Raw genomic sequence first — 17,357 nt, 5'->3', positions numbered from 1 at the left:
GGAACTGGTCAGGGCCGGCGCCACGGTGCGTGGTTACGATCCGGAGGGCATGGAGAATGCGAAACAGGTCCTGCCGCCGATTACCTATTGCGATGGTCCTTACGCCGCGGCCGAAGGCGCCGACGCGGTCGTCATCGTCACCGAATGGAACGAGTTCCGTGCGCTTGACCTGAAGCGGATCAAGGCGGCGGTCAAGGCCCCTGTGCTGGTCGACCTGCGCAACATCTATCGCAAGGAAGAGGTCGCCCGTCACGGCTTCGCCTACTACTGCGTCGGAAGGCCCGCCGAACAGATCACGGGCTGACGGCGACTGTCCTCTGATCCGTCCAGGCCGTTGATTTTGTTATGCCGATGCCTTTGCCACGATGTTGACTTTGGATGTCGTAAAGGTTCTATGACGTCAATGCGCTATGTCAGGCGTATTGTTGCTGGGGCATTGGCATCAGGGGGGTAGGCCAGGTCTCAGCATTTCGTCTGAACAGAGTCCGATATACATACTAAGCGGTTGGGATTGACGTCGGTGGCGATTTACAAAGGTAAGGTCGAGCGCGTCCGCAACAACCATGTCGAGGGTTGGGTCGCTGGTTCCAGCCCGTCGCCTGAACTGGTCCTGCATATCGACGACAAGGTCGTTGCCACAGCCCTGGCCCAGTCGCCCGAAAGCGGCGGCCGTGGAACCTTCCGCATCGCAATCCCGGCCGAGCTGCGCGATGGCGGCATCCACAAGATCATGGTCAGCGTCAAGGACGCGCCAGGGTTTCTCAACGCCATTCCGCTCGTCGTGGTCATCGATTCGGACGGCGTTCCCGATCCGTCCGAAGTAACGCCTGAACCTGTCGCTTCGAACGCGCCGTCCGCCAATATCGAAAAGATGACTGTCGAGCCGGTTCCGATCGATGAACCGGCGGCTGCCGAATCGTCCGATCTTGCACCGTCTGTCCCGTTACGCCGTCCCGGTCGTGGCGTTCCGGTTCATATGCCCGTCCATATGAGCGGTTTCATGGACGGGGTGAAAGACGATCAGGCCCATGGCTGGCAGGTCCACGGCTGGATTACTGATCGTAACCAGCCCGGTCCCGTGGAATTGGCGCTCTATATCGATGGCCGCGCCGTTACGACCACCCTGGCTTCGATCTTCCGCGAGGATGTTCAGTCGAGCGGGGTCAGCGACGGTTACAGCGGCTTTCAGGTCGATATTCCCGTCGACTACCGGGACGATCAGCTTCATCGCGTGGAGGTTCGTCTGGCCGCCGATCCAGCCCAGGCGCTGTTCCCGCCTGTGCTCGCGGCCATCGCACCAAAGGTATCCGGGCCTGAGCCCGCGGTTGAAAATGTGCCTGCCGCTCAGGCGCCGCCTGCCCCTGAGCCCACCTTGGCCGAGCCTGTTTCGCTGCACATGCCAGCCCATATGTCCGGTTCGCTGGATGGCTTGGGGGACAGCTATGTTTATGGCTGGATCACCGATCGCGATCGGCCCGGTCCCGTCGAATTGGCGCTGCGCATTGACGGCCGTCTTGTCACGGTCCTGTCGGCCTCGCTCTTTCGCGAGGACGTCCGGGCGGGTGGTGTCAGTGACGGCTACAGCGGCTTCCAGTTCGATATTCCTGTCGTGTATTGGGACAGCCAGCCCCACCATGTCGAGGTCTGCCTGGCGACCGATCCGGAGCGGGCCATGTTTCCGCCGCTTACGGCGGTCATTGCGCCGCCCCCGGAACCTGAACCCGAACCTCAGCCTGAACCTGAACCGGTCGTCGAACCAGATCCGGAGCCCGTGGCCGAAAATGTATCGGCAGCCTTGACGGACCAACCCAGAATGCCGGCCCATATGAGCGGTTCGCTGGACGGTCTGGGAGCCGGCTATGTCTATGGCTGGATCATCGATCGTGATCGCCCGGGCCCTGTCGAGTTGGCCCTGCGCATTGACGGTAGTGTCGTCACAACCCTGCCAGCCTCGGTATTTCGCGAAGATGTGCTGTCGGGAGGCGTCAGCGATGGCAATAGCGGCTTTCAGCTCGATATTCCCGTCGCCTATTGGGACAACCAGCCCCACCATGTCGAGGTCTGCCTGGCGTCCGATCCGGAGCGGGCCGTGTTTGCGCCGCTTACAGCGATCATCGCGCCGCCGCCTGAACCTGAACAGGTTGCGGAGCCTGAACCGGTCACACCTGAAGCCCCTGTAGAGCAAGCCGTTGTTGAGGCCGAAGCTCCCCCCGCGGCCACCCATGCCCTGCCTGAGCCGCCCAGGATGCCGGCCCAAATGAGCGGTTCGCTCGACGGTCTTGGAGACAGCTACGTTTATGGCTGGATTGCCGATCGTGATCGCCCGGGCCCCGTCGAGCTGGCCCTGCGCATTGACGGCAATCTTGTCATGACCCTGCCGGCTTCGGTGTTTCGCGAAGATGTCCGGTCGGGTGGCGTCAGCGATGGCTACAGTGGTTTTCAGTTCGACATTCCCGTCGGGTATTGGGACAACCAGCCGCATCTCGTCGAGGTCTGCCTGGCCTCCGATCCGGATCGTTTCCTGTTCCCGCCGCTTACAGCGGTCATTGCGCCTCCGCCTGAACCTGTGGTCGAACCTGAACCGGTCGCAGAGCCTGAGCCGGTGCCGGTGCCGGTTGCGCCTTTACCCAACGAGGCGCCTGCACCCCTGGCACCGCGCATAGACGGCACGCTGGACGGCCTCAAGGAAACCTATATCTACGGCTGGATCACGGATCATGACGCGCCCGGCCCCGTCGCCCTGGCGCTGCATATCGATGGCCTGCTTGTCACAACTGCCCTGGCCGCGCGGTTCCGGGAGGACGTTCTGGCGGGTGGCGTCAGCGACGGTTACAGCGGCTTTCACTTCGACATTCCCGTCGACTACTGGGATGGGCGGCCACATCGCCTCGACGTCCGCCTTGTCTCCGAACCGGATCTGGTCGTCTTCCCGCCCGTCTTCGTGATTATCGCGCCTGCCGTTTCCGCGTCCCAGCGGGAGGACGACCCGGAGCCAGACGTTCCCAACGCAGACGTTCCTGACACAGGCGCTGCCGATATTGGTGCTGCCGACATTGGCACCCCGCCGGAGGCAGTGACCGAGGCCGTGGAACCGTCCGCCGAACCAGACGGCAAGACCGAGGACTCCGTTGCGCCTGACGACGGGCACATGCCTGCCCACATCAGCGGTTTCATGGACGGCCTGACGCAGACCTATATCTATGGCTGGATTGCCGACCGCAATCGCCTCGGCGCTGTCGAACTGACCATACACATAGATGGGCATCACGTGACGACCGCCCTGGCGACATTGTTCCGCCCGGACGTCCAGTCGGGCGGCCATTGCGGCTTTCATTTCGATATCCCCGTCGAGTACTGGGACAATCGGCTCCATCGCGTCGACATCCGCCTGGCCTATGATCCGGACCTGGTGGTATTCCCACCGCTTTTCGTGATCATCGCACCGCCCTTGCCGCCTTCCGACGAGCCGATCGCACCGATCCACCTCAAGGTCGAGCACATGGCGCCTGACGGCGTCAGCGGATGGATGGTCAATACCGAGCGCAAGGATCAGGTCGCCGAGGCCGATGTCTATGTTGACGGCATTCGTTTTACGACCCTTGCCGCCGACAGGTATCGCGAAGATCTCATTATCGCGGGTCTGGTCGAGCATGGTGGCGGTTTCCAGTTTACGCCGTTCAATCCCGGCGGATCGCGCCTGGTCCGCATTCAGTTCGCCCCGAAAGGGACGCAGGACTTCATCGCTACCGAACGGGACACGGTCGAATTCGAGCAAGGCGCCCCGACGCCTGTATCCAACGCCTATCCGCATCTGTTACAGGCAACGGGCCATGAGATCGCTGTCATCCGCCTGCCGCAGCAAGACCTGACCCAGGCGATCGCGGACGCCGGTCGCGCCGATATCGTCCTGGTGGAGTCGGGCATAGAGACCTCTCCAGGTTGGCTGTCCGGCCTGCGAGCGGCGGCCTACAGCGATCCGCGCGCCGCCACAGCCACCCCGCTATGCAATAATGCCGGCGTCTTTTCCGTTCCCGAACCGGACATTGATAATTTCCTGCCGCCGGACCTGACGGCGCAGGACATGGCCCGGCTGGTTCGCCAGGCGTCTGGCATTGCCTATCCGCGCTGTCCGGTTGGTGGTGATTTTTGCCTCTTTATCCGGCGCGACGCTCTGGACCTGGTCGGATTCGACGGCGACATTCAGGCCTTCTGCCTGCGCGCTATCCGGTCCGGCCGCATTCACGTCCTCGACGATCGCACCTATGTCTATCGGCCGGACATGCCGCCAGAACCGGCCGTCGATCTCGATACAGTCTATCCCGAGGCTGCCGGGCTGATGCAGGTCTTCAGCCAGAGCGAAGGCGTCCTTGGTGTACGCTGGCGACTACGCCGGGCGCTGGCCCTGGGACAGCGAGCGAAGCCGCGCATCTTGTACGTTATCTCGACGCGCACCGGCGGTACCCCGCAGACCAATCGCGACCTGATGCAGGCGGTGGAAGCTACCTACGAACCGTGGGTCCTGGCCTGTGATTCGCGGCAGATCGAGCTTTCGCGTTTTGTGGAGGGGCGTGAAGTAATGGTTGTCCGCGTTCCGCTGGCCACGCCCATTCAACCCACCCTGCATCGTTCGCCCGACTATGATGATGCCGTGGCACGCCTGTTGCTGCAATATGCCTTCGAACTGGTCCATATCCGTCACCTCGGCTGGCACGGCGCCGACCTGCCGGTCGTCTGCAAACGCCTGGGCATTCCCGTCGTCTTCTCGCTGCACGACTTTTACACGGTTTGCCCGACGATCAAGTTGCTCGACCAGGACAAGGTCTATTGCGCCGGCACCTGTACGGCGACGGCGGGCGATTGCGCGGTCGAGCTATGGCCGCAGAGCGAATTCCCACCACTGAAGAATGCTTTCGTGCACCGTTGGCGTGAGATATTCGCGGACGCCCTGGCCGCCTGCGACGCCTTTGTCACCACGTCGCCGAGCGCGCGCGATGTGTTCCTCAGCGTTTATCCGGATATCAGGGCCAGACCCTTTCCGATCATTCCGCACGGCCGTCACTTTGCCCAGGTGACCCAGTCGGCGACCCGGCCTGTGCCAGGCGGGCGGCTCAGGGTTCTGGTGCCCGGCAATATTTCGCCGGCCAAGGGCGCAGACCTGATCAACGCGATGATCGAACTGGACATAGACCAAAGCATCGAATGGCATCTGCTGGGCGATCCCGGCAAGGTGACGCGCGCCCCCAATGTTGTTGTTCATTTCCGCTATCAGCGCGATGATTTTACCAGCAAGGTGGCCGCCATCGCGCCGCATGTCGGCGCAGTATTGTCGATCTGGCCGGAAACCTGGTGTCATACCCTGACCGAAATGTGGTCCTGCGGTCTGCCGGTCGTCGGCATCGACTGCGGCGCCGTAGGTGAACGAATCAAGCAGACGGGCGGCGGCTGGCTGTTGCCACTGTCGATCACGCCTCGCGCGGCCCTTGACCGTCTGCTCAGCCTGCGCGATGGCAGCGAGTGGGAACACCGCACGGCGGAGGTTCTGACCTGGCAGACGGGTTACGGCGAGACACACGATATCCAGTATATGGGCGCGGCCTATGAAGCGCTCTACCGAGATCTGCTAAGTCCGGCGGAAAATTGACGCCGTCCCCATGCCGCCGGCCGGCGTAAAATCAACCCGGCGGGGCTTTTCTTTTTGCACCGCATATAGCAGAACTACCGGCTACTAATTTATTGCAGAGATCAGATTTTATGCGTCAATTTCGCGGCAGGTTGGAACGGGTCACGGAGTCTGTCGTCGTCGGATGGGCGCAGTGCGATGAAGGCGGCGACCCGCACGTTCAGTTTCGACTGCGGATCAATAATGTCGATTCCGGACCCTATGTCGCCAAGCTTTTTCGCGATGATTTGCGCCAGGCCATGGTCGGCACCGGCCATCATGGTTTCGAGGTCTTCGTGGCCGATCACGCCTTCCGGCCGGGCGACAACACGATCGAACTCTACGGCCAGCCGGAAAATCTGCGGATCGGCGACCCCTTTGTCTATCACTACAATCCGGCTATCCCAACGGCTGCCCCAGTGACGCCAGTCGTGCCGCCGCCGGCGCCCGTATCACCCGCTGCCCAACCAGCAGCCCGCCGGCAGCCGGCTTCGCTCGCCGGCGCCCGCGCCGTCCGCGGCAGGCTGGAACGGGTCCAGGATGGTGTGATCAGCGGCTGGCTGTTCAACCAGGGCAATCCAGCGGAAAGGGTTCGTTTCGGACTTTACATGAACGGCGAAGAGATCGGCGTCCACCGTGCCGACGACATGCGCGGTGATCTTCTGGACGCGGGGATCGGTGACGGCGCCCATGGTTTCTCGATCGACCTGCCCGATGAACGGCTGAGAGCCGGCGATAACCGTATCGAGGTTCGCCTCATGCCCGAAGGTTCGCTCGTCGATGTGCCGCTGATCTACAGCTATACGCCGCCACCGGGCGCCGCCGAACGGCTGGCCGAACCCATGGCGCCCCCTTCGTCCGAACCGGCCGCCGAAGCCTCCGATCCCGTGCCGCCGACCCTGCTGGACAAGCCGAAAGGCAAGTTTCCCCGTTTTGCCGAGATCCGCTATCGCGGCAAACCCGAGCCTGGCAAACAACCCAACTTGACCCGAGAAAGCGTCGGTACCCTGATCAACGCCATGCTGGGGCGTGAGGGATGGAAGGAAAAAGACGTCTACGCCCTCATTGAAGAGCAGGCGAAGGCGCAGAACTGGCAGCTTCTCTCGCTCGTCTGTGACGGCCTGCCAGACGATTTTGGTATTTCGGCGCGTATCCTGACCTGGCAGGGCCGCGCCGCTCTCTATCTTGGGGATCTCGATCAGGCAGCGCATATCTTTGAACGGATCTACGACCTCGATCCGCGCAAGCATGCGGCGCTCTTCTATCTCGGCGTCACCTATGCCCGCCTTTCGCGCTGGGCCGACGCCGTGCGCGTCTTCGAAGCTTGCGTAAAGCTCGAACCCGAGAAAGAAACCAAATATTATCTCGAACTGGGCCGCGCCCTGATCCGTGTCGGTTTCGGCAGCTACGGCGTCTTTGGCGAGGACCGCACCGCCATGCCGCGCGCCGTCGAAATGATCGAGAAGGCCGTGGCTATCGACCCGGGTAATGTTGGCGCCCTGCGCGAACTGGCCATGCTGTATCTGCACCTGCTGCGCTATGACGAAGCCCTGGCCATGTCGTTGGAGGCGGTCAAACGCGGCAAGGGCGACCTCGCATCACTCATTGAGCTGACACGTGTCTATGTCCGTCTCAACCTGATCGATGAAGCGCTGGAAACCAGCCAGAAGGCGCTCGGCGTTGCGCCGAACAATGACACCTGCAAGTTCAATCATCGCATCATTTCGCGCCTGGTCGAAACCTTCCGGCCGCGGGCTGAAAACGGCATTGCCATCCTCGTCGACGGCAGTGCCCGCGACCTCGCCGACCCCGGCAACCTCGCCGAGATCATCCCCATCGAAGGGCGCAATGGCTGGGGCGAAGCCGTCCTCATGGCGACTGGGCGCTGGGTGATGTTCGGCTTCGACCCGTCGCGAGACGTGGCGCAGACCGCTTCACGGCTGGCGGCCATTGGCTATGACTGGGCGGCCGGCGTCCGCGACCAGGGCGAACTACGCCGGATCGTCTGGCGTCGTGACTACCTGCTGTCCCTGCTTCAGGCCGGTATTATCGATACGCACAGCGACCTCGACCAGATCGAGCGTGTGGCCTCTCTCTATGCCCGCATTTCCGACAGCGACGTCTCTGGCCTGCCCGACCTGACGCCGACGCCGGCCGGGGGCCGCACCGTCCTTCTGTTCTCGCAATACGGCGTGCGCAAGTTCGGCGGCGGCGAACACTTCCTGCAGCAGATGGCCCATATCTATCGCGACATGGGCTACAACGTCCTGGTGATTGGCACCCAGGCCGAACTGGTCGGCGAGGAGGGGGAGGTCAACGGCCTGCGCTACCGCTTTATCGACAAGTCGCCGCAGGAATTCGTCCGCCTGATCTTCGAGGAAAAGCCGGTCCTGGCCCATATGATCTCGGGCCTGGCTTTCGAAGTTACGGCGGCGTTCCGCTTCTTCAACATAAGCCTGATCCACGGCATCCACTTCTGGCGCGACATGCTGGCCCCGCCGACCCCGTCCTCTGGCTATTATCCCGACGTCGATTTTGGCGATGTCGAGGGGCGGCCGGAATTCAACGGTGTCATTCGCGATTCCGAGGTCGTCTACGCCAATTCGCACTATACCCGCCACATGGTAGAGACCATGTACGGTATGCGGCCGCCGATCCTCTTTTCACTGCCCGACAATGTCGAGCCGGAGGATACGGGAGAGGTCGTACCCGATGGTCGCGATTTCGTCTTGCTGGCCAATGCCCGCGGCGACAAGGGGTTCGATCTCTTTATCCAGACGGCGAAACGCGTGCCGCATATCCGCTTCTGCGCCATAGCCAGCCAGTCGTCGCGTGACGTTGCCCAGGCCCAGCTGGCGCGTGAAGGCGTCAGCAATGTCGAGCTTCTCGACCATGTCGCCGACATGACGACTTTGTATCGCCAGGCGCGTGTTGTCGCTGTGCCCAGCTACCGTTTTGTCGAAACCTTTTCACGTGTTGTCATCGAAGCCCAACGCTTCGGCGTGCCGGTGATCGGTTCGGACACAGGCAACGTCCCGTATCTGCTGATCGAGTCCGGCGTCAGCTTAGCCGAGGACCCGGATTTGTGGGCGCGTGAGATCGACCGTCTGTTCGACGATGACGACCACTGGCTGCGCCAGTCGCAGCTGGCTCTGGAAAACTCTGAACGCTACAGTTTCAACATGCAGGCGCGGCGTCTGGGTCACCTCGTCGCCGCCGTTGACAAACCCCTGCTGATCGGCGTTGGCTCCGGCCTCGGCAATATCATCCATACCGCGCCGATGATCCGTAACCTGGCCCTGCGTACCGGCCGGCCGGTCGATGTCGTCATGGCCGGCGATCACAAGGACATGTTGTTCGTCCTGGGCAAGCGCGACTATGTCAACCATGCCTTCGTCCTCAACGAAGACGTCCTCAATCGTCGCTACGAGGCCGTTTTCATTACCCACTGTTTCGGCACGGCTATTCCGCATTTCGCCACCAACCGCCTGCTCCAGTCGCGGTCGTGGAAAACCTTTCATCCTGGCAGCGAACTGCACGAGACTGAATTCAACCTGGCCGCGGCCAAGGCCGTTCTGGGCGTCGACTATGGTCCCGAGGACATCAACCAGTACTTTTTGGGCGACTATGTCTGGGAAAAGCCGAACGACCTCCTGGTCGGTATCCATGCCGGCTCCAAGGGGGGTATCTGGGGCGCCAAGCGTTGGCCGGGCTATGGCGCCATGGCGCACCGCCTGATGGCGCGTGGCATCAGGGTCGCCTCGTTCGGCACGCCGGATGAATATGTCGACGGTACGGAAAACCGCACCGGTGGCACGATCGAGGAGATGACGCGTGCCATGCTGTCGTGCAGCCATTTCGTCGCCAATGACAGCGGGGTGATGAACGTCGCCAATGCCCTGGGTATTCCGCTGGTTTCGCTATTTGCGCCGACCAATGTCAAGACGCGGGGACCGCTGGGGCCCAACAGCCAGTCGATCGCCATCGCTCGCGACTGCTCACCGTGCGAACTCGATACCAGCAAGGATTCGAAGTTCACCAACGCTCTCTGTGACTGCATTGGTGGCATCTCGGTCGACGAGGTCTTAAAGGTGCTCAACCTCTAAACGGCGTCAACCGCAACGGACTTCCTTGCCAATCAAGCCCAGCTCGCCGGAACGACATTGGCCAGGCGGGGTGTTTCCAACAAACCGACCAGCCGGCTGTGGTCGGCTTCCGCCAGATCGGGATGCGCCAGCATGTCGATCAGCAGTCCCTTGGCGGCGGCAAAATCGAGCCGGGCAAACAGGTTGTCGAACAGGGTCCGCATCAGTTGCAAATGACCCGGGTGGGCCAACAGCGCTGCCCGCATGGCTGTCACGGCTTCGTCATAGCGTTTCAAGCGATGCAGAAGACGGCCGACCCACATCTTGTCGTCGGCCGTTGCGTCGGGTTCATTGGCAACACGCTGTGACAGGGCCAGGGCCTCATCGAACTGCAGGGCGGTGAACAGGGCCGCCCGCTGGCGGTCTATCGTCGACCTGACCCCCTCCGGGCTCATCAGCTTTTCGGTACGCCAGCGTTCGCTGGCGGTAGCTTCGGGATGACCCACCACCCGTTCGCCGATCTCCCGGGCCTCGGTGTAACGCCCCATGGCGTAAAGGTTATCGAACTGCGCAACCAGGAGGCGGATTTCGTTCGGTGCCTCCGCCAGTCCTGCCTGGGCTCGCGCCAGACCTTCTTCCGAGCGGCCCAGCTGATGCAGTATCGCCGACACCCAGGCAATGTCTTCTTCATCGGCATCCGGGCGGGCGGCCAGCGCCTCGGCCACGGCCAGAGCCTTTATAAGGTTGCCGGCCTCGAACCATTCAGCGCGCAAAGCCTCCTGACGCCGCTTCATGATCGCCGAGAGGCGTGGATTGGCAACCAGCTCGGCAATGCGCGCCCGTTCGGCAGCGGCAATATCGGTTAGTGTGCCGATCTCCACCGCGATATCCATGGCGGCTGCGTAGTCACGCTGGGCGAACAGCGTATCGAACAGTAGGGTAGCCAGCCGCCCATTGCCGGGAAATGCCTGCAGCCCCGCCTGCGCTGCCGCCGCGGCTTCGTCGGGGCGATCCAGCTTTTGCAGGATGAGCACGATCCAGCGGTGATCTTCCGCGTCACCGTCCGGTGCCGTGGCCATTTCCCGCGCCAGATCCAGGGCGGCCTCGTAATCCTGGGCACCGTAAAGCCCGGCCAGCCATTGGCCTTTGCCCGCCCTGACGTCGCCGCCGGCCTCGATAAAGGTGTGGGCTGCGCGGATCAGTCCGGCATGGTCCTGGCTGTCGCGCAGCAGCTTGGCCAGGGTGCGGAAGACGAGCAGGGATTCGGGCTCGAGGATAAAGGCCTGTTCAGCGGACCACAGGGCCAGGTTCATGCGTCGTGTCTCCATCGCTTTGGCGGCCAGGGTGGCGTAGTAGAGCGAGCAATGCCGCTTTTTATCGTGCAGGCTGCGGCGTGCTTCGGCAAGATCGAATCGGCCGCGCGCCATGGCGAAGATTATGTCTTCGAGCACGCCCGCCTGTTGCAGCAGCTTCAGCGGACTGTGGCTGGAAAAGGTGACCGGCAGATAATCAATCATGGCGAACGGTTCCAGCAGGGCCACCTGACGCCGGTCGAAACTGTCGAGGGGGTCATAGAGCACCGTATAGTGACAGGTGTCACGCACCCCCGTCCAGGCGTGCGGCTCGCTGAAGGCCAGGCCGTCGGTGTCACGGGCATAGCGGTTGGGGTAGGTGACATAGGCCGGGTCGAAGGTCGTCTGGGGCGACGAGACCAGCGCCCGTTCGCACCCGATGCGTCCCGCGCTCAGCAGGACACCGAAGCCGCCCATGCTGCCGCCATAGGCGAGGCGGTGCCGTGCCTGGCGAAACACCGGCCAGTCGCGGACCAGATCCTCGACCACGGCCAGTTCCGGTGACTGCCACCAGTGGGCGCGCCGGGAAATGAGATAGGCGCCGGACACGCCCCGGCTGTCAGCGAACTTTTTGGCAAAACCCTGCTGGAGTCGGGCATTGACCGGCCGGGGCGTATAGGTCAGCAGGCAGATATCGCCGCCCTGGTCGCTCAGGACCAGACGGATATCCTCACCATCGAAGGCGATCTGTTCGGTACCGGCTGTCATCCGTGTTTAACCCAGCATTTTCTCAGCGACCACACCGCCCCGGATCGATGCGAGGTAGGTGATGCGCGCCTCGGTGTGGGTCGTGATTTCACCCATGTCCATGCCCTTGTCCGCCAGGCCGCGGCACAGCTTAAGCAATTGCCGGAACAGGTCGGGACTCTCGCTTTTGGTCTGCCAGACGTCGTCGACGACCTGCCGAGCTTCGTCGTCGCGGCCCAGGGCCAGCAGGCTGAGGCCGGAATAGACCTTTATCGGCAGCAGGTAGCTCTGGTTGATGCCCTTGAGGTGGGCGACGCGCGCATAGTAGTCGGCAACGATCTCGTGATCGCCGGCCTTCGACCTGGCCAGGATCAGGTCGTGCAGGGCCGGAATGTTGCCGGGATCGAGTTCGAGGGCGCGCGTATAGAGGTTCTGCTTCAGCTCGGGGTTACGCGCCCGGCCACCCATGGTCGCGAGATAGTCGCCCAGCCGCCGGCGGTCGCGGATCAGGCCGGCATAAAAGCGCTCATCGCCCGCCATGGCATGGATGAAGACGTCCTTGAAAACGCCGAGCTTGGTCAGGAAAACCTGCGGCACGTGACCGGCGAAGGGCGAGCGCAGGTGGAAGACATTGGGCCCCTGGATGCGTTTGGCATGCCAGGTGTCGTATTTGTGGAAGGGGTCGTAGGTGATGTAGATCTTGCCGGCTGTTTTCGGCGTATCGGCGCCATCACGGAAATCGCCGCTCCAGTCAGCCAACCGGCCTTCCAGGAAGCGCCTCTCCCACGGCACCAGATCGGCGGCCAGGGTCGATTGCGGACCGTGCGCCAGGACATAGGCGCCCGGGATGGCCTGGGCCAGGGCGAGGGCGGCATAGCCGCCCATTGATCCGCCATAGAACAGGACACGCTCATATTTTGTGCAGAAGGCGATGAATTCCGGGTCACGGAACAGCCGGTGCAGATCGGCGCCGCGATACCATTCGACCTTTTTCGGCTTGACCGAGATCATCGAGTGGCCCTGGTTGATGATCCAGTCATGGCCCCAGCCCAGCCGGTCGCCATCCGGACGATCGAGCACGGCGCCGGCGGCTTCGAAAACGACAACCAGCCTGGGTCCGCGCGGCACAAAATCGAGGAAATAGCCCTCGGTTTCCTCCTGAAACACCCGCTGACGGTTCGCCAGCGTCACAATGCGCGTAAACATGCAGGCTCGCAAAAAATATCTATAGTTTCATGGTTATAGAGATTATGTGCGGAGCGGCAATATGGAACGTGCTATTTCGCTCAGGCTACGGCCCGAAGCTTTTCGATGAGCTCACGATCCTCGCCGTTGAAGTCGCGATGGTCGCTCATCCTGGCGATCAGTTGTTCGGATTCGTCGCGCCGGCCGGTCGCGATCAGGGCCTCGGCACAGTTGCGCAGAAAGCCCATGTCACCGTTGAAGCTGTCGAAGTGACGCCGGCAGTCGTCGGCGATTTCGCTGAACCGGTGCAGGCGGGTCAGGGCTGCGAAGAGCCATTTCCACAGCTCGTAACGCTCGGGATTGCGTTCGCACAACGGCCGTCCGAACTGAGCGGCCTCTTCCAGCTTCATCTGGCTGTAGAGCGCGATCAACAGGTTTTCCGTCCCCGCTCCATCTTCGGGCTCCGTTGCCATAAAGGCGCGCGCTGCCGTTTCCAGCTCGGCGAAATTGCGTGTTTCGCGTAAAATACGGGCCAGCCTTTGAAATACCGGTACTGACAGGGGTTCGATCTCGTGTGCCCGCCGCGCCGCCCAAAGCTCCACGGGTGGATGGTTGCGCCGGCGCGCAATCGTCCCCAGAGTTGCCAGATACAAGGGACAGTCGCGCTTGGCCGTTCGCAGATGGCGGCGCAGGGATTTGATGTCGGCGGTTCCGCGCAGCGAATCGACAACGAGGTCTTCCAGCACCCCGGCCTCGTTAAGCAGTTTCAGCGGGCTGTGGCTGGACAAGGGGACCGGCAGGTAGTCGACGCTGGGAAAGCTTTCCAGCAGCGAGACCTGGCGCCGGTCGAAACTGTCCAGCGGATCGTACAGGACAACATAGCGGCAATGCGGCGAAATACCTGCCCGGGCGTCGGGTTCGACAAAGGTCAACGGGTCGGTATCGGGGGCATAGCGGTTGGGATAGTCGACGATCTCCGGTGCGAAGGTGATCTGGGGTCCCGAAACCAGTCCATATTTGCAACCCAGCCTTCCCGCGCTTAGCAGGACGCCGAAGCCGCCCATGCTGCCACCATAGGCCAGGCTGTGCGGCGCGTTATCGATCAGGCCGCTGTCGCGTATCAGCGCTTCAACGATCGGCATTTCGGGCGTTTGCCACCAATGCGCCCATTTCGACACTATGTAGATTCCGGAAATACCGCGCTTGTCGGCGAAGGGCTTGGCAAAACTGCCCTGCGGCCGGCCTTTTTCGGGACGCGCCGTATAGGTGAGCAGGACGGCGTCACTGCCCAGGTCATTAATGACCAGGCGCAGATCTTCCCCTTCGAATATTACCTTGCCGATGCCGGCGGGTTTAACAGTCATGACGCGGCCGAACCTACATCAACTCGCGGGCAGTTTCCACCCGCTCCTTGTCCTCGAAACTGACCTGCGGGTGGGCCAGCACAAGTTTGCCGATTCGTGTCGCTTCGTCGACCGATTTTGCCGCGACCAGGGCTTCAAAATAGGCGCGAAGGAAGCGGATTTCGGTGCGGAAACTGTCAAAATGCGTCCGGCAACTGTCGATAATATCCTGATACTGGCGAAGACGGTTCATGCAGGCATAGGCCCAGCGCCAATTGTTGAAGATGCTGTCCTGCAGGGTGCAGACTTCCAGCGCGACTTCCAGGGCTTCGGCATAACGGCCCAGGCTGTAGAGTCCAAGACGCTGCTGCTGCAGACCGAAAACCCTGTCGGCACCCGTCCGGACATAGATTTTTGACGTCTCGACCAGGGCTTCGAAGCGGATTTTTTCGTCGTCCTCGCTGTCCTTTTCACGGCCTTCGGCGAGAAACTTGGTATAGCGCTTGAAGGCGTGCAGTGATGCCGGATCGAATTGGAACCAGTGTTTGGCAATCAGGCCGCAACTCGCCTTCTTGTCCTTCTCGAAGGCGTACAGGTACATCTTCTCATAATATTGCGTGTAATTTCGGCGGACGCCGCGAATGCTCCGCAGCACCTGGTCGAAATGAAGGTTGTCCATGGTGACGTCGCGGACAAAGTCTTTCAGGACACCGATTTTCAACATGAATTCGAGGATATTGTGCCCGCCATAAGGCACGCTCAGAAACTCGACTTGGGGATAGCCTTCCAGCATGTCGACATGCTGCCTGTCCAGCTTGTGAAACTCATCGTACAGCACGTAATACTGACAGTTGGCGCCGATGCCGGTGCGCGAATCGGGCTCGATAAACTGGATGGCTTCCAGATCTTCGTTCCACCGGTTCTCGAACGGCACCAGGGCCGGGTCCATCGACACCTGTGGTGCCACGACCAGACCGCGTTCGCAGCCGATACGCGACGCGCTCAGCAATACGCCGAATCCGCCCATTGAACCGCCGTAACACAGGCGGCGCTTGGCATTTTTCAGGAACGGCAGGTCGCGGACAATCGCCTCGACGACTGGCAATTCCGGCGACTGCCACCAATGGGGCCACTTGGAAATGAAATAGACACCGGAATATTTGCGGCGCTCGACCAGGCGCTGGGCAAAACCCAGCCTGCTGAAGCTGCCGTTCTTCTCGAGCGCCGGCCGCGGTGTAAACGTGACAAAGACAACATCCGACTTGTTGTCCTGAACAATCAGCCTGATGTCGTCGCCGTCGAAGAGGCAGATTCCACGCCCCGTATCGGTATTTGGCGCATATCGTTCCGACATCATTGATCCTTGAGCGCGCGTCAGTGAATTACGCCGTGTAGTCGGCGTAGGACTTTTCCTCGACATAGGCGGAGCCCAGGGCCAGGTTGATCACCTTTTTAAGATGTGCGCGCTCATCATTGGTAAAATAGACGGCCCGCGCCAGCTGGACAAAGGTATCGCCGAAGTCCTTGGCCCGTTCGCAGTCACGAATATCGTCCTCGATCACCCATAACTTCTCGTTGACTGCCTGAAGCTGGGCGATGGCGTCTGTGACTTCCGCTGCCAGCACAGGGAAATGCTGCGTGAACACAGCGTTCAGGGCGTTCAGTTCGGCGTGAATATTGACCAGCTTGGCCGGGTCCTTGATCCGTTCGGACTTGATACGCAGGATTGTGATCTTGTCGGCAATCTCGCCGATCGAAACCGGGGTCAGCATTTCAGTGGCGGAGGGGCTCGACATGTCGAAATATCCAGTTCTGTGCAGGTGCGATACAAAACCTATAGAAAACCCTATCCGTGAGTGCAAGTCTCAGTCGAAGCGCCACTGTTTATAAGCCTGGCGCATGTCCGCGTGGGCGCGATCGCCCAGGGCATGACGCCGGACCGCGTCGTGGACCAGAAGGCGCAAAGCCTGGGCAGCCAGGGCGATATCGGGTTCCATCCATTGGGCGTGCGGACCGTTGTACATGATTGACGCCGGCACCGGGTGGCCCGGAATCAAGATTGAGTTATCCACAGTCATGAAGTCGCCATTGCCTGTGCCTTCGGTGGCGATAACGGCCAGTCCGGCGGCCATGGCCTCTGCCAGGGGCAGGCCAAACCCTTCGGCACGATGCAGCGACAACAGGATATCGCAGCTCTGGAGCAGAATCTGCTGATCGGCGTCACTGAGGGTCTGGGACACGAAGACGATATCCGGCCGATTCCCCGCCAGTGTATTTAGCGAGGCGTTGTCCAACAAGGACTTGACGATCAATTCCGCATTTTCGGAAGGATTGGGAAAGGCCTCGATCCAGGCCGAAATGGCGCCGGCAGGATTCTTGCGATCGAGACCGCTCTTTGGATCATACATGGTCAGTACGCGGACCCGGCCGCGCTCGAAACGGGTCTCAACAATGGCTGGAACGGCAACCGGGTGGGGGACGATCTTCAGTTTTGCGGTCTGTAAGGACAGGTTGTTTTCAGCGAAGGCGCGGGCAAATGCGGCGCGGACAAAGGCGCTGGGCACCCAGATTTCGTGAAAATGTTGAGCGACATCGAGCCAGCCAGTGGGGGCGAGGTCGCTTTCCCAGGCCCAGTAGCCGATGCGGTACAGATCGCGCCATTGTGCTTCGTCATGGGCAAACAGCGCAATCCGAGCCTCGGGCGGATTGGCGTGGATTAGCCAGATATTGCTGTCGCCGACCGGTATGGGCGCGGGTGCGCGGGTGAGCAGGCCACGCTGTGCCGGGCGCAGGTCGTGCGACATTACCGCGTGGCCACGGGCGCGCAGGGCATCGATGGTCAGGCGGGCGGCGCGACCGATGCCGAAAGCCTCGTTGATAAAGCCGGAAACAAGGAAACGGGGTGGCGTTGGCGCGGCCATGGGGTGGTTCCCGCGCCAGTTTCGTGCGCGCAAGGCGTATTTCAAGCGGAAAACGTGCTGGTGCAGGGCGGCGATCAGGGATTTCATCTTGCCTACTATAGGGCCATTGCACCAAGATGGAAGCG

The 17,357-nt window shown here is 61.6% G+C and carries 9 protein-coding genes; 3 read left to right on the top strand and 6 right to left on the bottom strand.

All coding sequences use genetic code 11. The features are described from left to right. The 3 genes from AC1DXO_RS25045 to AC1DXO_RS25035 all read left to right on the top strand — a co-directional run. The coding region (locus AC1DXO_RS25045) for a UDP binding domain-containing protein (RefSeq protein ID WP_476980945.1) at positions 1 to 304 on the top strand (304 nt) is incomplete at its 5' end. Between the two features lie 216 nt (positions 305 to 520). Continuing rightward, entirely contained in the window at positions 521 to 5,641 is a 5,121-nt protein-coding gene (locus tag AC1DXO_RS25040; protein ID WP_476980944.1) for a glycosyltransferase, read from the top strand. Between the two features lie 110 nt (positions 5,642 to 5,751). After that, on the top strand, positions 5,752 to 9,765 hold the full coding sequence (locus AC1DXO_RS25035; RefSeq protein ID WP_476980943.1) for a glycosyltransferase: 4,014 nt from the start codon (positions 5,752 to 5,754) through the stop codon (positions 9,763 to 9,765). 32 nt (positions 9,766 to 9,797) lie between these two features. On the opposite strand, the gene AC1DXO_RS25030 is transcribed toward AC1DXO_RS25035, so the two are convergent. From AC1DXO_RS25030 to AC1DXO_RS25005, 6 genes are all read right to left on the bottom strand, one after another. Beyond that, positions 9,798 to 11,804 carry a hypothetical protein gene (locus AC1DXO_RS25030; protein ID WP_476980942.1) on the bottom strand — a complete coding sequence of 669 codons (2,007 nt, stop codon included), beginning with the start codon at positions 11,802 to 11,804 and terminating at the stop codon, positions 9,798 to 9,800. A 6-nt stretch (positions 11,805 to 11,810) separates the two neighbouring features. Then, positions 11,811 to 12,989 carry a hypothetical protein gene (locus tag AC1DXO_RS25025; protein WP_476980941.1) on the bottom strand — a complete coding sequence of 393 codons (1,179 nt, stop codon included), beginning with the start codon at positions 12,987 to 12,989 and terminating at the stop codon, positions 11,811 to 11,813. A gap of 80 nt (positions 12,990 to 13,069) precedes the next feature. Then, complete coding sequence (locus AC1DXO_RS25020) at positions 13,070 to 14,332, bottom strand: hypothetical protein (protein ID WP_476980940.1); 1,263 nt, start codon at positions 14,330 to 14,332, stop codon at positions 13,070 to 13,072. A 13-nt stretch (positions 14,333 to 14,345) separates the two neighbouring features. Further along, positions 14,346 to 15,665 (bottom strand): hypothetical protein, encoded by a 1,320-nt coding sequence (locus tag AC1DXO_RS25015; protein WP_476980939.1) that lies wholly within the window; start codon positions 15,663 to 15,665, stop codon positions 14,346 to 14,348. 28 nt (positions 15,666 to 15,693) lie between these two features. Further along, the gene (locus AC1DXO_RS25010; RefSeq protein WP_476980938.1) at positions 15,694 to 16,107 is read right to left on the bottom strand and encodes a DUF6165 family protein; all 414 of its coding nucleotides are present in this window, start codon (positions 16,105 to 16,107) and stop codon (positions 15,694 to 15,696) included. Positions 16,108 to 16,176: 69 nt separating this feature from the next. After that, a complete protein-coding gene (locus AC1DXO_RS25005; protein WP_476980937.1) occupies positions 16,177 to 17,319 on the bottom strand; it encodes a glycosyltransferase in 1,143 nt (380 codons plus the stop codon). Positions 17,320 to 17,357 lie beyond the last annotated feature (38 nt).

The organism is Asticcacaulis sp. P2_C5 (assembly GCF_056404555.1).
This window is presented reverse-complemented; position numbering and strand designations above follow the sequence as displayed.